Source organism: Streptomyces sp. NBC_01390 (assembly GCF_045040105.1).
GTDB lineage: Bacteria > Actinomycetota > Actinomycetes > Streptomycetales > Streptomycetaceae > Streptomyces.
The window spans coordinates 2,246,678-2,268,236 of sequence record NZ_CP109551.1 but is presented as its reverse complement, the minus strand read 5'-3'; the positions used below and the strand labels follow the sequence as shown (position 1 = coordinate 2,268,236).

Below are 21,559 nucleotides of genomic sequence, written 5' to 3'. Positions count from 1 at the left end.
AACGGCGCTGACGTCACTGCCAACCGAAGAGGGCGTCCCCGGCCTTCACGGCGCCGTCTTCAATGAGACCGGAGAGGGAATCAGCCGTGGCTTCGAGTGCCACGATCGGGCACACCGGGGACTTGCCCGCAGCTTCCACGGCGGCCGGGTTCCAGCGCACCACGCTCTGACCACGTGTCACGGTGTCGCCCTTGTTCACAAGCAACTCGAAGCCCTCGCCATTGAGCTGCACGGTGTCGATACCGAGGTGAGTGAGTACGCCGTGTCCCTCGTCGTCAACGACCACGAAAGCATGCGGGTGGAGCGAGACGATGACTCCGGTGACGGGGGCGACGGCCTCCGAGGGCTCACGTACGGGGTCGATCGCGGTGCCGGGGCCGACCATGGCTCCGGAGAAGACGGGGTCCGGCACGGCGGCCAGTCCGATGGCACGCCCTGCTAGAGGGGACGTCACGCTGGTCAAGGGAAGCCTCCCGGGGGTGGAGATTCATTACCGGCCGTCGCTGCCTGTCCCGGACGGCACACTGTTGAGCAGCGTATGTCATATGAAGTGCCGGTTCCGTGTGAGAGACGTCGGTTGGCGTCCCTGGCTCACCGCGGAATCGATTTGCGCCTGCTCCGAACGCCCGTGTACTGTTGCACTCCTGCTTGAGGCCGAGTGACGAGATCAAATGTCCTCGCCCGGCAGCATCCAACTTTGTCAGATCCCCTCCAGGATCTCGTTCCGCATGCCTGCTGAACGGTGGTCAGGGAGACGGAAAAACGCTGATAGAGTTTGGAACACCGAAGGGAAGCGCCCAGAGGAAAGTCCAAGAATGTTTCTTGGGTGAGTACGAAGGAAGCGTCCGTTCCTTGAGAACTCAACAGCGTGCCAAAAATCAACGCCAGATTTGTTGATACCCCGGCTCACGGAATGTTCTGTGAGTTCGAGGTTCCTTTGAAGTAACACAAACACAGCGAGGACGCTGTGAACGGTCGGGCTTATTCCGCTTGACTGTTCCGCTCTCGTGTGTGTGCACCGGATATCCGGTAAACATTCACGGAGAGTTTGATCCTGGCTCAGGACGAACGCTGGCGGCGTGCTTAACACATGCAAGTCGAACGATGAAGCCTTTCGGGGTGGATTAGTGGCGAACGGGTGAGTAACACGTGGGCAATCTGCCCTGCACTCTGGGACAAGCCCTGGAAACGGGGTCTAATACCGGATAATACCTTCCCTCGCATGGGGGTGGGTTCAAAGCTCCGGCGGTGCAGGATGAGCCCGCGGCCTATCAGCTTGTTGGTGAGGTAGTGGCTCACCAAGGCGACGACGGGTAGCCGGCCTGAGAGGGCGACCGGCCACACTGGGACTGAGACACGGCCCAGACTCCTACGGGAGGCAGCAGTGGGGAATATTGCACAATGGGCGAAAGCCTGATGCAGCGACGCCGCGTGAGGGATGACGGCCTTCGGGTTGTAAACCTCTTTCAGCAGGGAAGAAGCGAAAGTGACGGTACCTGCAGAAGAAGCGCCGGCTAACTACGTGCCAGCAGCCGCGGTAATACGTAGGGCGCAAGCGTTGTCCGGAATTATTGGGCGTAAAGAGCTCGTAGGCGGTCTGTCGCGTCGGATGTGAAAGCCCGGGGCTTAACCCCGGGTCTGCATTCGATACGGGCAGACTAGAGTGTGGTAGGGGAGATCGGAATTCCTGGTGTAGCGGTGAAATGCGCAGATATCAGGAGGAACACCGGTGGCGAAGGCGGATCTCTGGGCCATTACTGACGCTGAGGAGCGAAAGCGTGGGGAGCGAACAGGATTAGATACCCTGGTAGTCCACGCCGTAAACGGTGGGAACTAGGTGTTGGCGACATTCCACGTCGTCGGTGCCGCAGCTAACGCATTAAGTTCCCCGCCTGGGGAGTACGGCCGCAAGGCTAAAACTCAAAGGAATTGACGGGGGCCCGCACAAGCAGCGGAGCATGTGGCTTAATTCGACGCAACGCGAAGAACCTTACCAAGGCTTGACATACACCGGAAACATCCAGAGATGGGTGCCCCCTTGTGGTCGGTGTACAGGTGGTGCATGGCTGTCGTCAGCTCGTGTCGTGAGATGTTGGGTTAAGTCCCGCAACGAGCGCAACCCTTGTTCTGTGTTGCCAGCATGCCCTTCGGGGTGATGGGGACTCACAGGAGACTGCCGGGGTCAACTCGGAGGAAGGTGGGGACGACGTCAAGTCATCATGCCCCTTATGTCTTGGGCTGCACACGTGCTACAATGGCCGGTACAATGAGCTGCGATGCCGTGAGGCGGAGCGAATCTCAAAAAGCCGGTCTCAGTTCGGATTGGGGTCTGCAACTCGACCCCATGAAGTCGGAGTTGCTAGTAATCGCAGATCAGCATTGCTGCGGTGAATACGTTCCCGGGCCTTGTACACACCGCCCGTCACGTCACGAAAGTCGGTAACACCCGAAGCCGGTGGCCCAACCCCTTACGGGGAGGGAGCTGTCGAAGGTGGGACTGGCGATTGGGACGAAGTCGTAACAAGGTAGCCGTACCGGAAGGTGCGGCTGGATCACCTCCTTTCTAAGGAGCATCTAGGCCGCCAAGCTTGCTTGGTGGTCCAGGGCCAGTACATCGGCGCATGTCCGATGCTGGTTGCTCATGGGTGGAACGTTGATTATTCGGCACTCTTGACTGTCTTCTCCTTCCAGTACTGTCCTTCGGGGCGTGGAACGTTGAGGGAAGCGGTGAGAGGGCCGGGCACGCTGTTGGGTGTCTGAGGGTACGGCCGGAAACGGTCGCCTTCAGTGCCGGCCCCAGTGAACTCGCCCGTGTGGGTGGGGTGGTGGGTGGTTGGTCGTTGTTTGAGAACTGCACAGTGGACGCGAGCATCTGTGGCCAAGTTTTTAAGGGCGCACGGTGGATGCCTTGGCACCAGGAACCGATGAAGGACGTGGGAGGCCACGATAGTCCCCGGGGAGTCGTCAACCAGGCTTTGATCCGGGGGTTTCCGAATGGGGAAACCCGGCAGTCGTCATGGGCTGTCACCCACATCTGAACACATAGGGTGTGTGGAGGGAACGCGGGGAAGTGAAACATCTCAGTACCCGCAGGAAGAGAAAACAACCGTGATTCCGGGAGTAGTGGCGAGCGAAACCGGATGAGGCCAAACCGTATACGTGTGAGACCCGGCAGGGGTTGCGTGTGCGGGGTTGTGGGATCTCTCTTTCACAGTCTGCCGGCTGTGAGGCGAGTCAGAAACCGTTGGTGTAGGCGAAGGACATGCGAAAGGTCCGGCGTAGAGGGTAAGACCCCCGTAGTCGAAACATCAACGGCTCGTTTGAGAGACACCCAAGTAGCACGGGGCCCGAGAAATCCCGTGTGAATCTGGCGGGACCACCCGTTAAGCCTAAATATTCCCTGGTGACCGATAGCGGATAGTACCGTGAGGGAATGGTGAAAAGTACCGCGGGAGCGGAGTGAAATAGTACCTGAAACCGTGTGCCTACAAGCCGTGGGAGCGTCGCGCATTGAGTTTACTCAATGCGTCGTGACTGCGTGCCTTTTGAAGAATGAGCCTGCGAGTTTGCGGTGTGTTGCGAGGTTAACCCGTGTGGGGAAGCCGTAGCGAAAGCGAGTCCGAATAGGGCGATTCAGTAGCGCGCTCAAGACCCGAAGCGGAGTGATCTAGCCATGGGCAGGTTGAAGCGGAGGTAAGACTTCGTGGAGGACCGAACCCACCAGGGTTGAAAACCTGGGGGATGACCTGTGGTTAGGGGTGAAAGGCCAATCAAACTCCGTGATAGCTGGTTCTCCCCGAAATGCATTTAGGTGCAGCGTCGTGTGTTTCTTGCCGGAGGTAGAGCACTGGATAGGCGATGGGCCCTACCGGGTTACTGACCTTAGCCAAACTCCGAATGCCGGTAAGTGAGAGCACGGCAGTGAGACTGTGGGGGATAAGCTCCATGGTCGAGAGGGAAACAGCCCAGAGCATCGACTAAGGCCCCTAAGCGTACGCTAAGTGGGAAAGGATGTGGAGTCGCACAGACAACCAGGAGGTTGGCTTAGAAGCAGCCACCCTTGAAAGAGTGCGTAATAGCTCACTGGTCTAGTGATTCCGCGCCGACAATGTAGCGGGGCTCAAGCGTACCGCCGAAGTCGTGTCATTCCAGCAATAGGGCCAACGCCTGCTGGGATGGGTAGGGGAGCGTCGTGTGCCGGGTGAAGCTGCAGCGGAAGCTAGTGGTGGACGGTTCACGAGTGAGAATGCAGGCATGAGTAGCGATACACACGTGGGAAACGTGTGCGCCGATTGACTAAGGGTTCCTGGGTCAAGCTGATCTGCCCAGGGTAAGTCGGGACCTAAGGCGAGGCCGACAGGCGTAGTCGATGGATAACCGGTTGATATTCCGGTACCCGCTGTGAAGCGTCAAACATTGAACCAGGCGATGCTAAGTCCGTGAAGCCGCCCCGGAGCCTTCGGGCAAGGGGGAGTGGTGGAGCCGACGGACCAGACCTGCAGTAGGTGAGTGATGGGGTGACGCAGGAAGGTAGTCCATCCCGGGCGGTGGTTGTCCCGGGGTAAGGGTGTAGGCCGTGCGATAGGCAAATCCGTCGCACATTAAGGCTGAGACCTGATGCCGAGCCGATTGTGGTGAAGTGGATGATCCTATGCTGTCGAGAAAAGCCTCTAGCGAGTTTCATGGCGGCCCGTACCCTAAACCGACTCAGGTGGTCAGGTAGAGAATACCGAGGCGTTCGGGTGAACTATGGTTAAGGAACTCGGCAAAATGCCCCCGTAACTTCGGGAGAAGGGGGGCCATCACCGGTGAGGAAACTTGCTTTCCGAGCTGGGGGTGGCCGCAGAGACCAGCGAGAAGCGACTGTTTACTAAAAACACAGGTCCGTGCGAAGCCGTAAGGCGATGTATACGGACTGACGCCTGCCCGGTGCTGGAACGTTAAGGGGACCGGTTAGTCACATTTCGGTGTGGCGAAGCTGAGAACTTAAGCGCCAGTAAACGGCGGTGGTAACTATAACCATCCTAAGGTAGCGAAATTCCTTGTCGGGTAAGTTCCGACCTGCACGAATGGCGTAACGACTTCTCGACTGTCTCAACCATAGGCCCGGTGAAATTGCACTACGAGTAAAGATGCTCGTTTCGCGCAGCAGGACGGAAAGACCCCGGGACCTTTACTATAGTTTGATATTGGTGTTCGGTTCGGCTTGTGTAGGATAGCTGGGAGACTGTGAAGTGGGCACGCCAGTGTCTGTGGAGTCGTCGTTGAAATACCAGTCTGGTCGTGCTGGATGTCTAACCTGGGTCCGTGATCCGGATCAGGGACAGTGTCTGATGGGTAGTTTAACTGGGGCGGTTGCCTCCTAAAGAGTAACGGAGGCGCCCAAAGGTTCCCTCAGCCTGGTTGGCAATCAGGTGTTGAGTGTAAGTGCACAAGGGAGCTTGACTGTGAGACCGACGGGTCGAGCAGGGACGAAAGTCGGGACTAGTGATCCGGCGGTGGCTTGTGGAAGCGCCGTCGCTCAACGGATAAAAGGTACCCCGGGGATAACAGGCTGATCTTCCCCAAGAGTCCATATCGACGGGATGGTTTGGCACCTCGATGTCGGCTCGTCGCATCCTGGGGCTGGAGTCGGTCCCAAGGGTTGGGCTGTTCGCCCATTAAAGCGGTACGCGAGCTGGGTTTAGAACGTCGTGAGACAGTTCGGTCCCTATCCGCTGCGCGCGCAGGAACATTGAGAAGGGCTGTCCCTAGTACGAGAGGACCGGGACGGACGAACCTCTGGTGTGCCAGTTGTCCTGCCAAGGGCATGGCTGGTTGGCTACGTTCGGGAGGGATAACCGCTGAAAGCATCTAAGCGGGAAGCCTGCTTCGAGATGAGTGTTCCCACCCCCTTTGAGGGGTTAAGGCTCCCAGTAGACGACTGGGTTGATAGGCCAGATCTGGAAGCCCGGTAACGGGTGGAGGTGACTGGTACTAATAGGCCGAGGGCTTGTCCTCAGTTGCTCGCGTCCACTGTGTTGGTTCTGAAACCACGAACAACCCCACCCCCGTTGGTTATGGGGGGTGGTGCGGTTGATATGTGTTTCACCGTGTTTCGGTGGTCATAGCGTGAGGGAAACGCCCGGTTACATTCCGAACCCGGAAGCTAAGCCTCACAGCGCCGATGGTACTGCAGGGGGGACCCTGTGGGAGAGTAGGACACCGCCGAACTCCTTTTAAAGCTCCGGCTCTTGGGCATACCGCCCGAGAGCCGGAGCTTTTTTGCGTTGAGGTAAGGTCAGGGGGCATCATTGGCTCATTTTCCTCAGGAGGCCCCCGGGTGGAGGTCCAGGAGACCCGCGTCCAGACAGACCGGGTCCTCACCATCCCGAACATCCTCAGCATGGCGCGCCTCGTCGGCGTCCCCATCTTTCTCTGGCTGATCCTTCGGCCTGAGTTCGGTGGTCCGCAGAGCGACGGCTGGGCACTCCTGGTGCTGATGCTGAGCGGGATCAGTGACTATCTGGACGGCAAGCTCGCGAGGCGCTGGAACCAGATCAGCAGCCTTGGCCGGCTCCTCGATCCCGCCGCCGACAGGCTCTACATTCTCTCGACTCTGGTTGGGCTCACCTGGCGCGAGATTCTGCCAATCTGGTTGACCGCTGCACTGCTGGCGCGAGAGCTGGTTCTGCTGGTGATGGTGGGCATCCTCAGGCGTCATGGGTACCCGCCGCCGCAGGTGAACTTCCTGGGGAAGGCGGCTACCTTCAACCTGATGTATGCCTTCCCCCTACTTCTGCTCAGTGACGGAAGTGGATGGATCTCGTCACTCGCTGCTATTTTCGGATGGGCGTTCGCAGGATGGGGTACAACCCTGTACTGGTGGGCAGGAGTCCTCTACGTGGTACAAGTCCGCCGGCTGGTCCGTGCGGACGCCATGGCCGATTGAGCTCGCCGATTGGGCGACTGTAGTGGCTCGATGGCCCGCGTCGTAAATGTGCGGGACAATCAGGACGGGTGAAGTCGGCTAGACCGTCTCTTCAAGGAGGACGCTTCCGACATGAAGGCCGTCGTGATGGCCGGAGGCGAAGGCACACGCCTTCGCCCAATGACCTCAAGCATGCCCAAGCCGCTCCTGCCGGTGGCCAACCGGCCGATCATGGAGCACGTGCTGCGGCTGCTCAAAAGGCATGGGCTCAACGAGACAGTCGTTACTGTCCAGTTCCTGGCATCGCTCGTCAAGAACTACTTCGGTGACGGCGAAGAGCTCGGGATGGAGCTCTCCTATGCCAATGAGGAGAAGCCACTCGGTACTGCCGGAAGCGTCAAGAACGCCGAAGACGCGTTGAAGGACGACACTTTCCTCGTCATCTCCGGTGATGCCCTGACCGACTTCGACCTCACCGAGCTCATAAATTTCCACAAGGAAAAAGGTGCGCTCGTCACCGTCTGTTTGACGAGAGTGCCGAATCCACTGGAATTCGGTATCACGATCGTCGACGAGGAAGGCAAGGTCGAGCGTTTCCTCGAGAAACCGACCTGGGGTCAGGTCTTCTCCGACACCGTGAACACGGGCATCTACGTCATGGAACCCGAGGTCTTCGACTATGTCGAGGCCGATACTTCCGTCGACTGGTCCGGTGATGTCTTCCCTCAGCTGATGAAGGAAGGGCGGCTGGTCTACGGCTACATCGCCGAGGGGTACTGGGAAGACGTCGGTACGCACGAGAGCTACGTGAAGGCACAGGCCGATGTCCTTGAGGGCAAGGTCGATGTCGAACTCGACGGGTTCGAGATGTCCCCCGGTGTGTGGGTCGCGGAGGGTGCCGAGGTGCACCCCGATGCCGTGCTCCGCGGGCCCCTCTACATCGGGGACTACGCCAAGGTCGAGGCCGGTGTGGAAATTCGCGAACACACCGTTGTCGGCTCGAACGTCGTCGTGAAGAGCGGAGCGTTCCTGCACCGGGCCGTGGTGCACGACAACGTGTACATCGGCCAGCACAGCAATCTGCGCGGCTGCGTGGTCGGAAAGAACACCGACATCATGCGCGCGGCGCGGATCGAGGACGGAGCGGTCATCGGCGACGAGTGTCTCGTCGGTGAAGAATCGATCATTCAGGGGAACGTACGCGTTTACCCGTTCAAGACGATCGAGGCCGGCGCCTTCGTCAACACCTCGGTGATCTGGGAGTCGAGGGGGCAGGCACATCTCTTTGGTGCCCGTGGGGTGTCCGGAATCCTGAATGTGGAGATCACGCCAGAGTTGGCGGTGCGGCTGGCCGGCGCCTATGCGACCACCTTGAAGAAGGGGTCCACCGTCACCACTGCCCGCGACCACTCCCGCGGTGCTCGCGCGCTGAAGCGGGCGGTCATCTCCGCTTTGCAGGCCAGCGCCATCGACGTACGAGACCTGGAAAACGTACCGCTGCCGGTGGCGCGGCAGCAGACCGCCCGGGGGAGTGCCGGCGGGATCATGATCCGGACTACACCCGGGGTGCCTGACTCCGTCGACATCATGTTCTTCGACGGGCAGGGGGCCGACCTCTCGCAGGCAAGCCAGCGGAAGCTGGACCGGGTGTTCGCGCGGCAGGAGTATCGGCGGGCGTTCCCGGGGGAGATCGGGGATCTGCATTTCCCGGCCAGTGTCTTCGACTCGTACACGGGGTCGTTGCTGCGGAATGTGGACACGACCGGTATCGCGGAGGCCGGGCTCAAGGTTGTCGTGGATGCGTCCAACGGCAGTGCGGGACTTGTGCTGCCCAGTCTGCTCGGGAAACTCGGAGTCGATTCGCTGACCATCAATCCCGGCCTGGACGAGTCCAGGCCGACGGAGACTGCTGATACGCGGCGGTCCGGGATGGTGCGGCTCGGAGAGATCGTGGCGTCGGCAGGAGCCGCATTCGGCGTGCGTTTCGATCCGGTGGGTGAGCGGCTTTCACTCGTCGACGAGAAGGGGCGGATCATCGAGGATGACCGAGCTCTGCTCGTCATGCTCGATCTGGTGGCTGCCGAACGGCGCAGTGGGCGGGTGGCGTTGCCGGTGACGACGACGCGCATCGCCGAGCAGGTCGCCGCCTATCACGGTACGCAGGTCGAGTGGACCACCACCTCGCCCGACGATCTCACCCGGGTCGGGCGTGACGAGTCGACCATCTTCGGTGGAGACGGGCGCGGTGGGTTCATCGTGCCCGAGTTCAGCAGCGTGTTCGACGGTTCGGCGGCCTTCGTACGGCTTATCGGACTGGTTGCGCGGACGCAGCTCACGCTCAGCCAGATCGATGCCAGGATTCCGCGGGCGCACGTCCTGAAACGGGATCTGGCGACTCCGTGGGCCGTCAAGGGACTTGTCATGCGGCGGGTTGTGGAGGAGGCCGGAGAGAGGTTCGTCGACACCACTGACGGGGTGCGAGTGGTCGAGACCGACGGGCGGTGGGTGATGGTGCTGCCCGACCCGGCGGAGGCTGTCACGCATCTGTGGGCCGAAGGACCCGACGACGCTTCCGCCCAGGCGCTGCTCGACGAGTGGTCCGCCGTGGTGGACGGCGCCGGTCGCTGAATCGAGGTACACGCGCGCGTGCCGGGCAGGAATCCCCAATGGGGCCTGTCCGGCGCGTCGGTGGGGCCGTTCGGAGGCACTGGTCGCGACGTGGGACGATGTGCGGCATGCCGCAGCAGCCCCCCGTTCGGAGCATCCCCACGAGTCGTTCCCGTCCGGACGCGTCCATGTCGCTGCTCACCAACGTCATGGACCACAGCCTCGACGAGGGGTATGCCGAGGCTGCCGCGCGTCGGAAGGCCACGGGTGACGCCGGTCTGGCGAGGCCACTGAGGGCGAAGCTCGGCCTTGCCGCCGGCCTGGTGCTGGCTGCTCTCGTGGTCACCGTGGGGGCGGCTCAGGCACGGATCGCGGCGCCCGGAGTCGCCAAGGAGCGCGAGGAACTGATCGATCGCATCGACCGCGAGACCGATGCGGCCGACAAGCTGGAGGAAGCGGTCGACCAACTGCGCGACAACGTGAGCGCGCGTCAGCGTGCGGCGCTGAAGTCGGAGGGCGGCAGCGAACAGGCCGATCTGGTGGGCATCCTGTCGGGTGCGACCGAGGTGCACGGGCCAGGCGTCAAGCTGGTCGTGGACGACGCGAAGGAAGCGAGTACCGGTGCTGGTGGGGATGCCCGGGAGACCTCCGGATTCTCCGACACCGGGCGGGTGCGCGACCGGGACATGCAGCGGGTCGTGAACGGGCTGTGGCAGTCCGGCGCCGAGGCCATCGCGATCAACGGGCAGCGGCTGACGGCGCTGTCGGCGATCCGGGCCGCGGGAGACGCGATACTGGTCGACAACAAGCCGCTGGTGCCGCCGTACACGGTGCTCGCGGTAGGGGACGGGAAGCGATTGAGCACCAGGTTCCAGGACAGCGCCGACGGACTCTATCTGCACGCGCTGCAGGAGAACTTCGACATCCGGACCGGCATCTCCGTGGAGAGCGATCTCCGGCTGCCCGCCGCACCGAGCGTGATCGTACGTACAGCACAGCCGAGAACAGAGAAGGGCACATCGTGATCGCGGTACTGGGCCTCGTCGTGGGCGTCGTGGCTGGGTTGTTGGTCCGGCCCGAGGTGCCGGCGGTTGTCGAGCCTTACCTACCCATCGCTGTCGTCGCGGCCCTGGACGCCGTGTTCGGCGGTCTGCGGGCCATGCTCGACGGCATCTTCGTCGACAAGGTCTTCGTGGTGTCGTTCCTGTCGAACGTCGTCGTGGCCGCGCTGATCGTCTTCCTGGGCGACAAGCTGGGTGTGGGTGCCCAGTTGTCCACCGGTGTCGTCGTGGTCCTCGGTATCCGTATCTTCTCGAATGCCGCGGCGATCCGTCGGCACGTGTTCCGGGCCTGACGCCGATGACTGACAACGGCGAGAACGACAAGAACGACGCGGGCGTCAAGGATCCAGGGGCGGGCGAGAGGCGATTGCGCGAGGAACTGCCCGAGGAGATCTCTGCCACTCCTGCGGACGCTCCGGACGCGCACACCGCGGACGCGGCGGCCGACGAGGAGACCGCCGCCCCGTCCCTGACCGGCCGTCAGCGGCTGGTGAAGGGGCTGTGGCCGCCACGGGTGACCCGGGCGCAACTTATCGTCGCCCTGTTGCTGTTCGGGCTCGGATTCGGGCTTGCGGTGCAGGTCGCGTCCACCAGTGACAGCGACGGTGCGCTGCGCGGGGCGCGACAGGAAGATCTCGTGCGCATCCTCGATGAACTGGATGACCGTACGCAGCGTCTTGAGGACGAGAAGCAGGGTCTCGAAGATCAGCGGGCCGAGTTGGAGAACAGCTCGGACCAAGCTGAGGAGGCCCGTAAACAGACGGTTGAGAAGGAGCGGCAACTGGGCATCCTCGCGGGCACGGTGGCCGCGCAGGGGCCCGGGATCACGCTGACCATCGAGGACACGAAGGGAACGGTCGAAGCCGACATGCTGCTCGACGCGATCCAGGAGTTGCGTGCCGCCGGTGCCGAGGCGATCCAGGTGAACGGGGTACGGGTTGTCGCGGGGACCTTTCTGGCGGACGAGGACGGTGGGGGAGTGAGTGTCGACGGGAACAAGATCGACGCTCCCTATCGTTTCAAGGTCATCGGGAAGCCGCAGGACCTCGAACCGGCGCTCAACATCCCCGGAGGTGTGGTGCAGACCCTGGAGAAGGAGCAGGCCACCGCTACCGTGGAACGGGCGGCCAAGATCGTCGTGGACGCCTTGCGAGCCGCGAAGCAGCCTGACTACGCTCGGTCGTCCTCCGAGTGAACCGGTGGTGCATGGGGGTTGTCCGCGGAGGGCATGAGGTTGCGGGGGGTCGGCGCACCGAATGGGTGGTGCGTGGTGGAAACTGTCAGGTGGCGGCGGACGTTGTGAGGATGTCCGGGTCGACCGGTAGGTGCAGTCAGGGTTCGTCCTGCCCCACGGGCGGGTCTGTTTCGGTCAAGGGGAATCGCCCGTGAAGTTGTTTGGGAAGTTGTTCGGCAAGAGCGCGCGAGAGGGCAGCAGCGACAACGCGACCGCCCGCCATCGCGCACAGCCCGACGCGGACGGTCAGCGTCCGTTGTTCCGGGACCAGGTCGGCGGTCCGGGTGGTGACGTTCCGGGAGGTCAGGGCGCGCCTTCTGTTGACCCTGCCCAGTCCGGGCGCATAGGTTTCGGGGAACCGTCAACCTCAAGTACGGGTGGAGAGTTTTCCTCCGGTCCGTATGCGTCCAATGCCCCGGCGGGGCAGCCGCGGCAGGAGGATCCGTCGATGTCGGCCCTGGTTTGTACGAGGTGCGGTAACCGCAACGCGGAGAACAGCCGCTTCTGTTCCAACTGTGGCGCGCCGCTGCGGGCCGGGGTCACCCCCGAGCGCCCGTCGGAGACGACGTCCACCATCTCGATCTCCGGTATCGAGGCGTACGACGCCGAGGTCACCGGTCAGACGCAGATGCCGATGCTCTCGCCCGAGGCGCAGGCCGCGGTGGACGCTCTGCCGCTCGGGTCGGCGCTCCTGGTGGTGCGTCGTGGCCCGAACTCGGGCAGCCGCTTCCTGCTGGACGGCGAGCTGACCACGGCCGGGCGTCATCCGCAGAGCGACATCTTCCTGGACGACGTGACCGTGTCGCGTCGGCATGTGGAGTTCCGCCGTGGCCAGGACGGCATGTTCACGGTCGCTGACGTGGGCAGCCTCAACGGCACGTACGTCAACCGTGAGCGGATCGACCAGGTCGATCTGTCCAACGGTGACGAGGTGCAGATCGGCAAGTACCGGCTGGTGTTCTACGCGAGCCAGCGGGGCTACTGACCCTCCTCCGGACCGAGTCCGGGGGGATCCACAGGGAAGGTCCATGCTTCAAACACCGAGCGGCGGTGCCGGGCACGGCATCGCCGCCGCGGACAGTGGGCTGATGAGCATCGGCACAGTGCTGAACGCGCTGCGCGACGAGTTCCCCGAAGTCACCATCTCCAAGATTCGTTTCCTGGAGTCGGAGGGGCTCATCGAGCCGCAGCGGACCCCGTCGGGGTACCGCAAGTTCAGTCCGAGGGACGTCGAGCGCCTCGGGCATGTCCTGAGAATGCAGCGGGATCACTATCTGCCTCTCAAGGTGATCAGGGAGTACCTGGAGGCCATGGAGCGTGGGGAGGCGGCCCCGCCCCCCACCGTCGGCCGGCAGCGGGACGGTGAGCCCGTTCTGGAGCCCGAGGGGCCCACCGCCGTCCGGATCGGCCGCGCCGAGCTGCTCGCCGCCGCCGAGATCGGCGACGAGGAACTCGAGGAGTGGCAGTCGTACGGGCTGATCGCGCCACTGCCCGACGGAGCGTACGACGCGGAGTCGGTCACCGTCGCCGCGCTCGTCGCCGAGCTGGGGCGGTTCGGGATCGAGCCGCGGCATCTGCGGGCGATGAAGGCCGCCGCGGACCGTGAGGCCGGCCTGGTCGACCAGGTCGTGGCCCCGCTGAAGCGCCACCGCAATCCGCAGACCAGGGCGCTCGCGGAGGCCCGTAGCAAGGAGCTGGCAGGGCTCACGGTGAAGCTGCACGCGGCCCTGGTGCGGATCGCTCTGGGAGTGCGGCAGCCCTGAGCGGGGAGGGTCGGCGGAGGGCGGATCGGGCACCCGTTCCGTGCCCGACTACCCAAACATCCCGGGCACGGCCTAGGGTTGCTGTGTGAACGAGCTCGATGTCGTAGGTGTCCGGGTCGAAATGCCCTCCAACCAACCGATCGTGCTCCTGCGTGAAGTGGGAGGCGACCGCTACCTTCCCATCTGGATCGGACCGGGGGAGGCGACGGCGATCGCCTTCGCCCAGCAGGGCATGGCCCCCGCACGACCGCTGACCCACGACCTGTTCAAGGACGTGCTGGAGGCCGTCGGTCAGGAACTCACCGAAGTGCGCATCACGGACCTGCGCGAAGGTGTTTTCTACGCGGAGTTGGTGTTCGCCAGCGGAGTCGAGGTGAGCGCCCGCCCGTCCGACGCCATAGCGCTGGCGCTGCGTACCGGTACGCCGATCTACGGCAGCGACGGGGTACTCGACGACGCCGGGATCGCGATCCCGGACGAACAGGAGGACGAGGTGGAGAAGTTCCGCGAGTTCCTCGACCAGATCTCCCCCGAGGACTTCGGGACCAACAGTCAGTGAGCCGCGTCGGCGTCGTCTGACGAAGCTCGGCGGCCCCACGGACCCCATGGTCGGTGGGGCCTGTCTTTTGCCCGGTGACGTCACGGATGATGGCAATTGCCAGCGGCGTGTGAGAGCGTCGTGCGGCCCTGGCGGAGCGCATTCGGCTAGCCTTTCCCCGCGGTGGGGTACGGGAAACCACTCCTAGGGTGATTATCACTCGGCGTGCCGAGTGTGGCGATCGTTGACGCACCCCTGGTGACTGCCTACCGTCGAGAAGGCAGGTCAAGGACGGAGGTCGGCGTGAGAAGCAGCGGCGACGGTACGGCTGGGGGTGCCCCTGGACGCGTTCCGGGGGAGAGCGGCCCGTACCCGCTTCACGGCAACGCGGCCGATCACGTTCCGCGGCGGCCGACGGCTGTAGCAGGCAGCGGAGGGGCGACATCCATGGCGTCCGAGGAGATCGGCTACCGCGGCCCCACGGCGTGCGCGGCGGCCGGCATCACCTATCGGCAGTTGGACTACTGGGCGCGTACCGGCTTGGTCGAGCCGAGTGTGCGGCCCGCGCACGGGTCGGGGACGCAGCGGCTCTACAGCTTTCGGGACGTTGTCGTCCTGAAGATCGTCAAGCGCTTTCTGGACACCGGTGTCTCGCTGCAGAACATCCGCACGGCGGTGCAGCATCTCCGGGCGTGCGAACTCCACGACCTGGAGCGCCTGACGCTGATGAGCGACGGCGCGACCGTCTACGAGTGCACTTCCCCCGATGAGGTGCACGCGCTCCTCCAGGGTGGACAGGGCATTTTCGGAATCGCCGTCGGCGTGGTCTGGCGAGACGTGGAAAGCGCTCTCTCGCAGTTGCACGGCGAGCGTGTCGACACCGGGGAGACCCTCGTCGGGCACAACCCCACGGACGAACTGGCGCGGCGGCGCAACCGGGCGGTCTGACCGGCGCCCCTGTGTTCCAGGGCATTGTCAGTGGCGTAGGGCAGCATCGGTGATGTGAGAAACGCGCCCACGATCCTGCATCTCGACATGGACGCCTTCTTCGCCTCGGCGGAGCAGGCGTCCAAGCCGAGTCTGCGTGGGAAAGCCGTGGTGGTGGGGGGACTCGGGCCACGTGGGGTGGTGGCCACCGCATCGTACGAGGCCCGGGTTTTCGGGGTGCACTCCGCGATGCCGATGGCGCAGGCCCGAAGGCTCGCGCCGAACGCCGCCTACCTCGTGCCCAGGGGCGGCTTCTACCGGTCGATCAGCGAGCAGGTCATGGGGCTCCTGCACGAGCTGTCGCCTCTGGTGGAGCCGTTGAGCCTGGACGAGGCGTTCGTGGACCTGGAAGCCGGCGAGACGGCCTGGGACGAGGCGTCGGCGCGGCTGGCCGGGAGCAGGCTGCGCGCGGACATACGAGCCGTCACGGGGCTCACGGGATCGGTCGGGCTGGCCGCCTCCAAGATGCTCGCGAAGATCGCCTCGGAGCAGGCCAAGCCGGACGGGCTGGTGGTGATCGAGCCCGGGACCGAGCGGGCGCTGCTCGCCCCGATGTCGGTGCGGACCCTGCCGGGGGTCGGCCCGGCCACCGGGGACCATCTGAGGCGGGCCGGGATGAGCACGGTCGACGACCTGGCGGAGGCGGGCGAGGACGAGCTCGTACGGCTGCTGGGAAAGGCTCACGGGCACGCGCTGTACGCGATGGCGCTGGCGCGCGACGAGCGGCCCGTGGTGTCCGAGCGGGAGACGAAGTCCGTGTCGGTCGAGGACACGTACGACGTGGACATCCATGACCGGGGCCGGGTGGGGACGGAGGTGCAGCGGCTGGCGGACCGGTGTGTGCGGCGGTTGCGCGGTGCCGGGCTGTCCGGGCGGACCATCGTCCTCAAGGTGCGGCGGTACGACTTCTCCACGCTGACCCGGTCCGAGACGCTCCGGGGGCCCACGGACGACCCCGCGGTGGTGCGGGAGGCGGCGGCCCGGCTCCTTGAGGCGGTGGACACCACCGGGGGCGTCCGGCTGCTCGGGGTCGGGGTGAGCGGCCTCGCCGACTACACGCAGGAGGACCTGTTCGCCCAGGCCGCCGGGGAGCTGGCGGCACTGGAGCCGTTGGAGGAGGCGGAGCGCGAGGTCGTCGAGGAGCGGGAGGCGTCTGCCGAGCGGCACTGGACCACCGGGCACGACGTGCGGCATGACGACTTCGGGCACGGGTGGGTGCAGGGGAGCGGGCTGGGGCGGGTGACCATCCGGTTCGAGACGCCGGACTCCGAGCAGCCGGGGCGGGTGCGTACGTTCCGGACCGAGGACCCCGCGCTGGAGCCGGCGGATCCGCTGCCGCTGGTGGCCGACCCGCCGCGAAGACCCGGTCGTCCGGATGGCGGATCGGGGGATCAGGCGTCGTCCGTGCCCGCCAGCCTGCCGAAGTCGTGGTCGGGGAACGGGGGAGGAGGAGCGACGTCGAGGCCGTAGTGGTGGTAGAGCTGGAGTTCCTGCTCCGGGGAGAGATGGCGGCCCACGCCGAAGTCGGGGGCGTCCTTGATCAGGGCTCGCTCGAAGGGGATGCGCAGGGTGCCGTCGATCAGTTCGCTGGGCTCCAGGGGCACGAAGGCGTCCCTGCTGAACAGCCCTGTTCTTATGGCCGCCCACTCCGGCACTCCCGTCGCGTCGTCGAGGTAGACCTCGTCGATCGTGCCGATCTTGGTGCCGTTGCGGTCGAAGGCCTTGCGGCCGATCAGGTTGCGCGGATCGATATCGGTCTGCACGGCGCCTCCGTATGGTCGCAACTCATCCGTAAACACTACAAAAGAGCACATCCGGTGAGGCGGCCACTCGAAGGAGTGTGCGTGGAGCCCGCTGGTAGGCTGGCCAATGGCTGCTGACCCCGTGCGGGAGAGTCCTCCGGAACGTCGGAGGGCGCCGAAGGAGCAAATCCTCCCCGGAATCTCTCAGGCCCCTGTACCGCACGGACGAGGTCACTCTGGAAAGAAGAGCGGATGTCGAAGACTTCCGCTCTCACCGACGGTGAAAACCGGTACGCCAGTGTGTTGGCGGCCCGGTGAAGCTCTCAGGTTGAGATGACAGAGGGGGAGGCCGTTCGGGCACCCGTGTCGTGGTGCCCCTCGAAGGTCGCGACGACCAGGAGGCCTCCGTAATGACCGCCCACCGCACTCCGCTCGCCGTACTCGAACAGGGAACGCCCTTCGAGCGACGTCATATCGGGCCGGACCACGGGGACCGGGCCAAGATGCTCGCGCAGGTCGGCTACGGCTCGCTCGACGAGCTGACGGCCGCCGCGGTCCCGGATGCGATCAGGAACGCCGACGCGCTCGATCTGCCGGGCGCCCGCACCGAGGCCGAAGTGCTGGCCGAGCTGCGGTCGCTGGCCGACCGGAACCAGGTTCTCGGGTCCATGATCGGGCTCGGGTACTACGGGACCTTCACCCCGCCGGTCATCCTGCGGAACGTGATGGAGAGCCCGGCCTGGTACACCGCGTACACGCCCTACCAGCCCGAGATCTCGCAGGGACGCCTCGAAGCGCTGCTGAACTTCCAGACCATGGTCGCCGACCTCACCGGGCTGCCCACCTCGGGTGCCTCGCTGCTCGACGAGGGCACCGCGGCCGCGGAGGCGATGTCGCTGTCGCGGCGTATGGGCAAGAACAAGAAGGGGCTCTTCCTCGTCGACGCGGACGCCCTGCCGCAGACCATCGCCGTGATCGAGACGCGGGCCGAGCCCACCGGTGTCGAGGTCGTCGTCGCCGACCTGAGCGCGGGCATTCCGGACGACATCGCGGGCCGTGAGATCAACGGTGTGCTCCTTCAGTACCCGGGCGCCTCAGGTGTCGTACGGGACCTGAGGCCGGTCGTCGAGCAGGCGCACGGGCTCGGTGCCGTGGTCACCGTGGCCGCCGATCTGCTGGCTCTGACGCTGCTCACCTCGCCCGGTGAGCTCGGCGCGGACATCGCGGTCGGGACGACCCAGCGGTTCGGCGTGCCGATGGGCTTCGGCGGGCCGCACGCCGGATACATGGCCGTACGCGAGCAGTTTGCGCGCAGTCTGCCGGGGCGGCTCGTGGGTGTCTCCGTGGACGCGGACGGGCACAAGGCGTACCGGCTCGCCCTGCAGACGCGGGAGCAGCACATCCGCCGCGAGAAGGCGACCAGCAACATCTGCACGGCGCAGGTCCTGCTGGCCGTGATGGCCGGCATGTACGCCGTCTACCACGGACCCAAGGGGCTGCGGATCATCGCCCGGCGCACCCACCGGTACGCCACGATCCTCGCCGCGGGGCTGACGGCGGGCGGTGTCGACGTCGTCCACGGCGCCTACTTCGACACCCTCACCGTGCGGGTGCCGGGGAGGGCCGGAGAGGTCGCCGCCGCCGCGCGCGAGCACGGGGTCAATGTGCATCTCGTCGACGCCGACCGGCTCTCCGTCTCCTGCGACGAGACCACCACCCGGGACCAGCTGGGCGCCGTCTGGACCGCGTTCGGGGTCGACGGCGACGTCGAGGCGCTCGACGCCGACGCCGAGGACACGCTGCCGGAGGCGCTGCTGCGCACCGACGAGATCCTGACCCACCCCGTCTTCCACCAGTACCACTCCGAGACCGCGATGCTGCGCTACCTGCGCCGGCTCGCCGACCGGGACTACGCGCTCGACCGCGGCATGATCCCGCTGGGCTCCTGCACCATGAAGCTCAACGCGACCGCCGAGATGGAGCCGGTCACCTGGCCCGAGTTCGGGCAGCTGCATCCCTTCGCGCCCGCCGAGCAGGCACAGGGCTATCTGACGCTCATCCGGGAGCTGGAGGAACGTCTCGCCGAGGTCACCGGCTACGACAAGGTGTCGCTGCAGCCGAACGCCGGTTCGCAGGGCGAGCTGGCCGGGCTGCTCGCCGTACGTGGATACCACCGGGCCAACGGTGACGACCAGCGGACCGTCTGCCTGATTCCGTCGTCCGCGCACGGCACCAACGCCGCCAGCGCCGTCATGGCCGGAATGAAGGTCGTCGTCGTGAAGACCGCCGGCGACGGTGAGATCGACGTCGAGGATCTGCGGGCGAAGATCGAGCAGTACCGGGACGAGCTGTCGGTGCTGATGATCACGTACCCGTCCACGCACGGGGTGTTCGAGGAGCATGTCGCCGACATCTGTGCCCAGGTACACGAGGCCGGCGGCCAGGTGTACGTCGACGGGGCCAACCTCAACGCGCTGGTGGGGCTGGCCAGGCCGGGGCACTTCGGTGGGGACGTCTCGCACCTGAATCTGCACAAGACGTTCTGCATCCCGCACGGGGGCGGCGGTCCGGGCGTCGGCCCGGTGGGAGTGCGCGAGCACCTTGCGCCCTATCTGCCCAACCACCCCCTGCAGCCCGCGGCCGGGCCCGAGACGGGTGTGGGGCCGATCTCGGCGGCGCCCTGGGGCTCGGCGGGCATTCTGCCGATCTCGTGGGCGTACGTGCGGCTGATGGGCGGCGAGGGGCTCAAGCGGGCCACGCAGGTGGCGGTACTGAGTGCCAACTACATCGCCAAGCGGCTCGAGCCGCACTTCCCGGTGCTCTACACCGGGCCCGGCGGGCTGGTCGCGCACGAGTGCATCATCGATCTGCGGCCGATCAGCAAGACGACGGGCGTGAGCGTCGACGACATCGCCAAGCGGCTGATCGACTACGGCTTCCACGCGCCCACGATGTCCTTCCCGGTGGCCGGGACGCTGATGATCGAGCCGACCGAGTCCGAGGACCTGGGCGAGCTGGACCGCTTCTGCGAGGCGATGATCGCCATTCGCGGCGAGATCGAGAAGGTCGGCGCGGGCGAGTGGCCGGCCGACGACAACCCGCTGCGCAACGCGCCGCACACCGCCGCCGCGCTCGGCGGCGAGTGGACGCATGCCTACACGCGCGAGGAGGCGGTCTTCCCGGCCGGGGTCTCGGCGGCCGACAAGTACTGGCCGCCGGTACGCCGGATCGACCAGGCCTTCGGCGACCGGAACCTGGTCTGCTCCTGCCCGCCGCTGGACGCTTACGAGGAGTAGTCGCCCTCGGACATGCGTCAGGGCCGGTTCGCAGCGGATGTCTGCGGGCCGGCCCCTCTTCGTCTGTTCAGCTGTCCGGGCAGTCGCTCCTGACGTCGGGAGGCTGCCCTTCGTCCCTGCGAGCAGGCCGTCAGGCGGCTGTCATCACGCGGTGCGGGGCGATGATCTGGCCGTCGGGCAGGAGCTCACCCGTGTCCTCGAAGAGGAGGACGCCGTTGCACAGCAGGCTCCAGCCCTGCTCCGGGTGGTGCGCCATGAGGCGGGCGGACTCCCGGTCGGTGGAGTGGGCTGTCGGGCACGGTGGCTGGTGCTGGCACATTGGTGGGATCTTTCGCTCTGTCATGGAGTGTGAGATGGCTGTGGTGTCCGTCTTGCGGCTCGAAGCACTGTTCATGGCCGCTCCCCGTTGTGATAAATCGGTTTGAACCCAGTGTTGCCCCACGGGCGTCAATCCGCAGGTATTTGGCAGCACCGCTTCTCAAAGGTTCAAGACGTGTCACCCGGGCGGCCGGTTCAGCCCAACTGGGCTGTCCCTTTGGGTGGTTCCTGGGGGCCGGATAGGGCTAGTCCGGGCGGGGCGTAAGCACTTAGTGGCTCGTACGAACGTAATGCCGCTCGAAAGAGCAACCTGCCCCGCCGTCGGGAATTCGACGGCGGGGCACAGGTGAATACGGAGAGTGTCGTGGTGTGTGCGATCAGGCGGAGGAACTCAGGAGCGGGGCCGGAGTCACCCGATGGGTCAGGACGGGGAGCAGTTCGGCGACCCGGTGCGGACGATGGGCGGCGATACCGGGCGGGGCGGGCGCCAGTGGGACGAGCAGGTCGGTAGCGGCCGGATGGCCCTCGGCTCCGTCGGCGGTGATGTCGCCGTGCAGCCAGAGCGTGAGCATGTACAGCTTGGGAACGGACAGCAGGCGCGCCTGGTAGGGCTGTTTCATCGCCTCGGCCTGACGCAGCGCGAGCTCGGTGGAGGCGATGTAGGGCCCTTCGAAGAAGTGCGAGAAGGCCCAGCCGTCAGGCGTCAGCATGGTCTCGGCGGCGGCCACCGCGCGGTCGCCGCAGCGGATCAGGAAGCGCCACCCGGTCAGCCGGGTGGCGGACGCGCCCGCGGGGGTGATGTGGTCCAGGACGTGCACGGGCAGCGGGAGTTCGGGGGTGGTGGGCCCCTGGGCGGTACGGAGGGACGGGGTGCGTGCCTCGCGGACCGCGGTGGGGGAACCGAGTGCCGTGAGGACGGTGCGCAGTGCGGGTGCGGGAGCCGGGGGGACATGCAGGGGCATGGTGGAACGCCTCTCGTTCGACAGGCAGGGTGGCGCGAGGGCGGGGGCGGACGGCGCTGTCAGCTCTCGAAGTCTGTCGGGGGTGAAGAGGCGGGGCCGGGGGCGCCGACGTGGATGCGGCCTGCCGTACGACACCTGGAT

General features: G+C 65.2%; 15 protein-coding genes, 3 rRNA genes and 1 riboswitch. Of the genes, 14 read left to right on the top strand and 4 right to left on the bottom strand.

The features are described from left to right. Positions 1-13: 13 nt before the first annotated feature. The gene (locus OG241_RS10205) at positions 14-463 is read right to left on the bottom strand and encodes a PTS glucose transporter subunit IIA (protein WP_405814893.1); all 450 of its coding nucleotides are present in this window, start codon (positions 461-463) and stop codon (positions 14-16) included. Positions 464-1,036: 573 nt separating this feature from the next. On the opposite strand from OG241_RS10205, the gene OG241_RS10200 reads away from it, so the two are divergent. From OG241_RS10200 to OG241_RS10140, 13 genes are all read left to right on the top strand, one after another. Then, positions 1,037-2,563 (top strand): 16S ribosomal RNA (locus OG241_RS10200). 313 nt (positions 2,564-2,876) lie between these two features. Beyond that, positions 2,877-6,000, top strand: a 23S ribosomal RNA gene (locus OG241_RS10195). Positions 6,001-6,096: 96 nt separating this feature from the next. Further along, a 5S ribosomal RNA gene (gene rrf, locus OG241_RS10190) occupies positions 6,097-6,213 on the top strand. The 16S, 23S and 5S rRNA genes sit together here, the layout of an rRNA operon. 109 nt (positions 6,214-6,322) lie before the next feature. Next, positions 6,323-6,931, top strand: a complete 609-nt coding sequence (locus OG241_RS10185) for a CDP-alcohol phosphatidyltransferase family protein (RefSeq protein ID WP_405814892.1) — start codon at positions 6,323-6,325, stop codon at positions 6,929-6,931. A 111-nt stretch (positions 6,932-7,042) separates the two neighbouring features. Beyond that, positions 7,043-9,538, top strand: coding sequence for a sugar phosphate nucleotidyltransferase (locus OG241_RS10180; RefSeq protein WP_405814891.1), 2,496 nt, complete (start codon positions 7,043-7,045; stop codon positions 9,536-9,538). Positions 9,539-9,705: 167 nt separating this feature from the next. Then, positions 9,706-10,542: a DUF881 domain-containing protein gene (locus OG241_RS10175; RefSeq protein ID WP_405826118.1), complete on the top strand. Its 837-nt coding sequence runs from the start codon at positions 9,706-9,708 to the stop codon at positions 10,540-10,542. After that, positions 10,539-10,871 (top strand): small basic family protein, encoded by a 333-nt coding sequence (locus tag OG241_RS10170; RefSeq protein ID WP_006376801.1) that lies wholly within the window; start codon positions 10,539-10,541, stop codon positions 10,869-10,871. Before OG241_RS10175 ends, OG241_RS10170 begins: the two co-directional genes overlap by 4 nt. A 5-nt stretch (positions 10,872-10,876) precedes the next feature. Further along, the gene (locus OG241_RS10165) at positions 10,877-11,773 is read left to right on the top strand and encodes a DUF881 domain-containing protein (RefSeq protein ID WP_405814889.1); all 897 of its coding nucleotides are present in this window, start codon (positions 10,877-10,879) and stop codon (positions 11,771-11,773) included. A gap of 130 nt (positions 11,774-11,903) precedes the next feature. After that, positions 11,904-12,797: an FHA domain-containing protein gene (locus tag OG241_RS10160; RefSeq protein WP_405814887.1), complete on the top strand. Its 894-nt coding sequence runs from the start codon at positions 11,904-11,906 to the stop codon at positions 12,795-12,797. 43 nt (positions 12,798-12,840) lie between these two features. Further along, positions 12,841-13,575, top strand: coding sequence for a MerR family transcriptional regulator (locus OG241_RS10155; RefSeq protein ID WP_405814885.1), 735 nt, complete (start codon positions 12,841-12,843; stop codon positions 13,573-13,575). Between the two features lie 85 nt (positions 13,576-13,660). Further along, positions 13,661-14,134, top strand: coding sequence for a bifunctional nuclease family protein (locus tag OG241_RS10150; RefSeq protein WP_006123076.1), 474 nt, complete (start codon positions 13,661-13,663; stop codon positions 14,132-14,134). 282 nt (positions 14,135-14,416) lie between these two features. Further along, positions 14,417-15,061, top strand: coding sequence for a MerR family transcriptional regulator (locus tag OG241_RS10145; protein ID WP_405814883.1), 645 nt, complete (start codon positions 14,417-14,419; stop codon positions 15,059-15,061). 54 nt (positions 15,062-15,115) lie between these two features. After that, positions 15,116-16,570 (top strand): DNA polymerase IV, encoded by a 1,455-nt coding sequence (locus tag OG241_RS10140; RefSeq protein ID WP_405814881.1) that lies wholly within the window; start codon positions 15,116-15,118, stop codon positions 16,568-16,570. Here the strand turns inward: OG241_RS10140 and OG241_RS10135 are convergent. Next, positions 16,492-16,863, bottom strand: a complete 372-nt coding sequence (locus OG241_RS10135; protein ID WP_405814879.1) for a PRC-barrel domain-containing protein — start codon at positions 16,861-16,863, stop codon at positions 16,492-16,494. The two genes, OG241_RS10140 and OG241_RS10135, sit on opposite strands and share 79 nt — an antisense overlap. Before the next feature lie 114 nt (positions 16,864-16,977). Then, positions 16,978-17,072, top strand: a riboswitch (glycine riboswitch). Positions 17,073-17,252: 180 nt separating this feature from the next. Here OG241_RS10135 and gcvP point away from each other — a divergent pair. Further along, entirely contained in the window at positions 17,253-20,138 is a 2,886-nt protein-coding gene (gcvP, locus tag OG241_RS10130; protein WP_405814877.1) for an aminomethyl-transferring glycine dehydrogenase, read from the top strand. Positions 20,139-20,268: 130 nt separating this feature from the next. Here the strand turns inward: gcvP and OG241_RS10125 are convergent, their stop codons facing one another. Next, the gene (locus OG241_RS10125; RefSeq protein WP_044472287.1) at positions 20,269-20,457 is read right to left on the bottom strand and encodes a DUF5999 family protein; all 189 of its coding nucleotides are present in this window, start codon (positions 20,455-20,457) and stop codon (positions 20,269-20,271) included. Between the two features lie 376 nt (positions 20,458-20,833). Continuing rightward, complete coding sequence (locus OG241_RS10120) at positions 20,834-21,418, bottom strand: hypothetical protein (protein WP_405814874.1); 585 nt, start codon at positions 21,416-21,418, stop codon at positions 20,834-20,836. Between the last annotated feature and the right edge of the window lie 141 nt (positions 21,419-21,559).

Excerpts from the sequence above, each read along its gene's own strand:
- OG241_RS10180 (WP_405814891.1), top strand. The coding sequence starts at position 7,043 with ATGAAGGCCGTCGTGATGGCCGGAGGCGAAGGCACACGCCTTCGCCCA.
- OG241_RS10175 (WP_405826118.1), top strand. The coding sequence starts at position 9,706 with ATGTCGCTGCTCACCAACGTCATGGACCACAGCCTCGACGAGGGGTAT.
- OG241_RS10165 (WP_405814889.1), top strand. The coding sequence starts at position 10,877 with ATGACTGACAACGGCGAGAACGACAAGAACGACGCGGGCGTCAAGGAT.
- OG241_RS10155 (WP_405814885.1), top strand. The coding sequence starts at position 12,841 with ATGCTTCAAACACCGAGCGGCGGTGCCGGGCACGGCATCGCCGCCGCG.
- gcvP (WP_405814877.1), top strand. The coding sequence starts at position 17,253 with ATGACCGCCCACCGCACTCCGCTCGCCGTACTCGAACAGGGAACGCCC.
- OG241_RS10125 (WP_044472287.1), bottom strand. The coding sequence starts at position 20,457 with ATGTGCCAGCACCAGCCACCGTGCCCGACAGCCCACTCCACCGACCGG.
- OG241_RS10120 (WP_405814874.1), bottom strand. The coding sequence starts at position 21,418 with ATGCCCCTGCATGTCCCCCCGGCTCCCGCACCCGCACTGCGCACCGTC.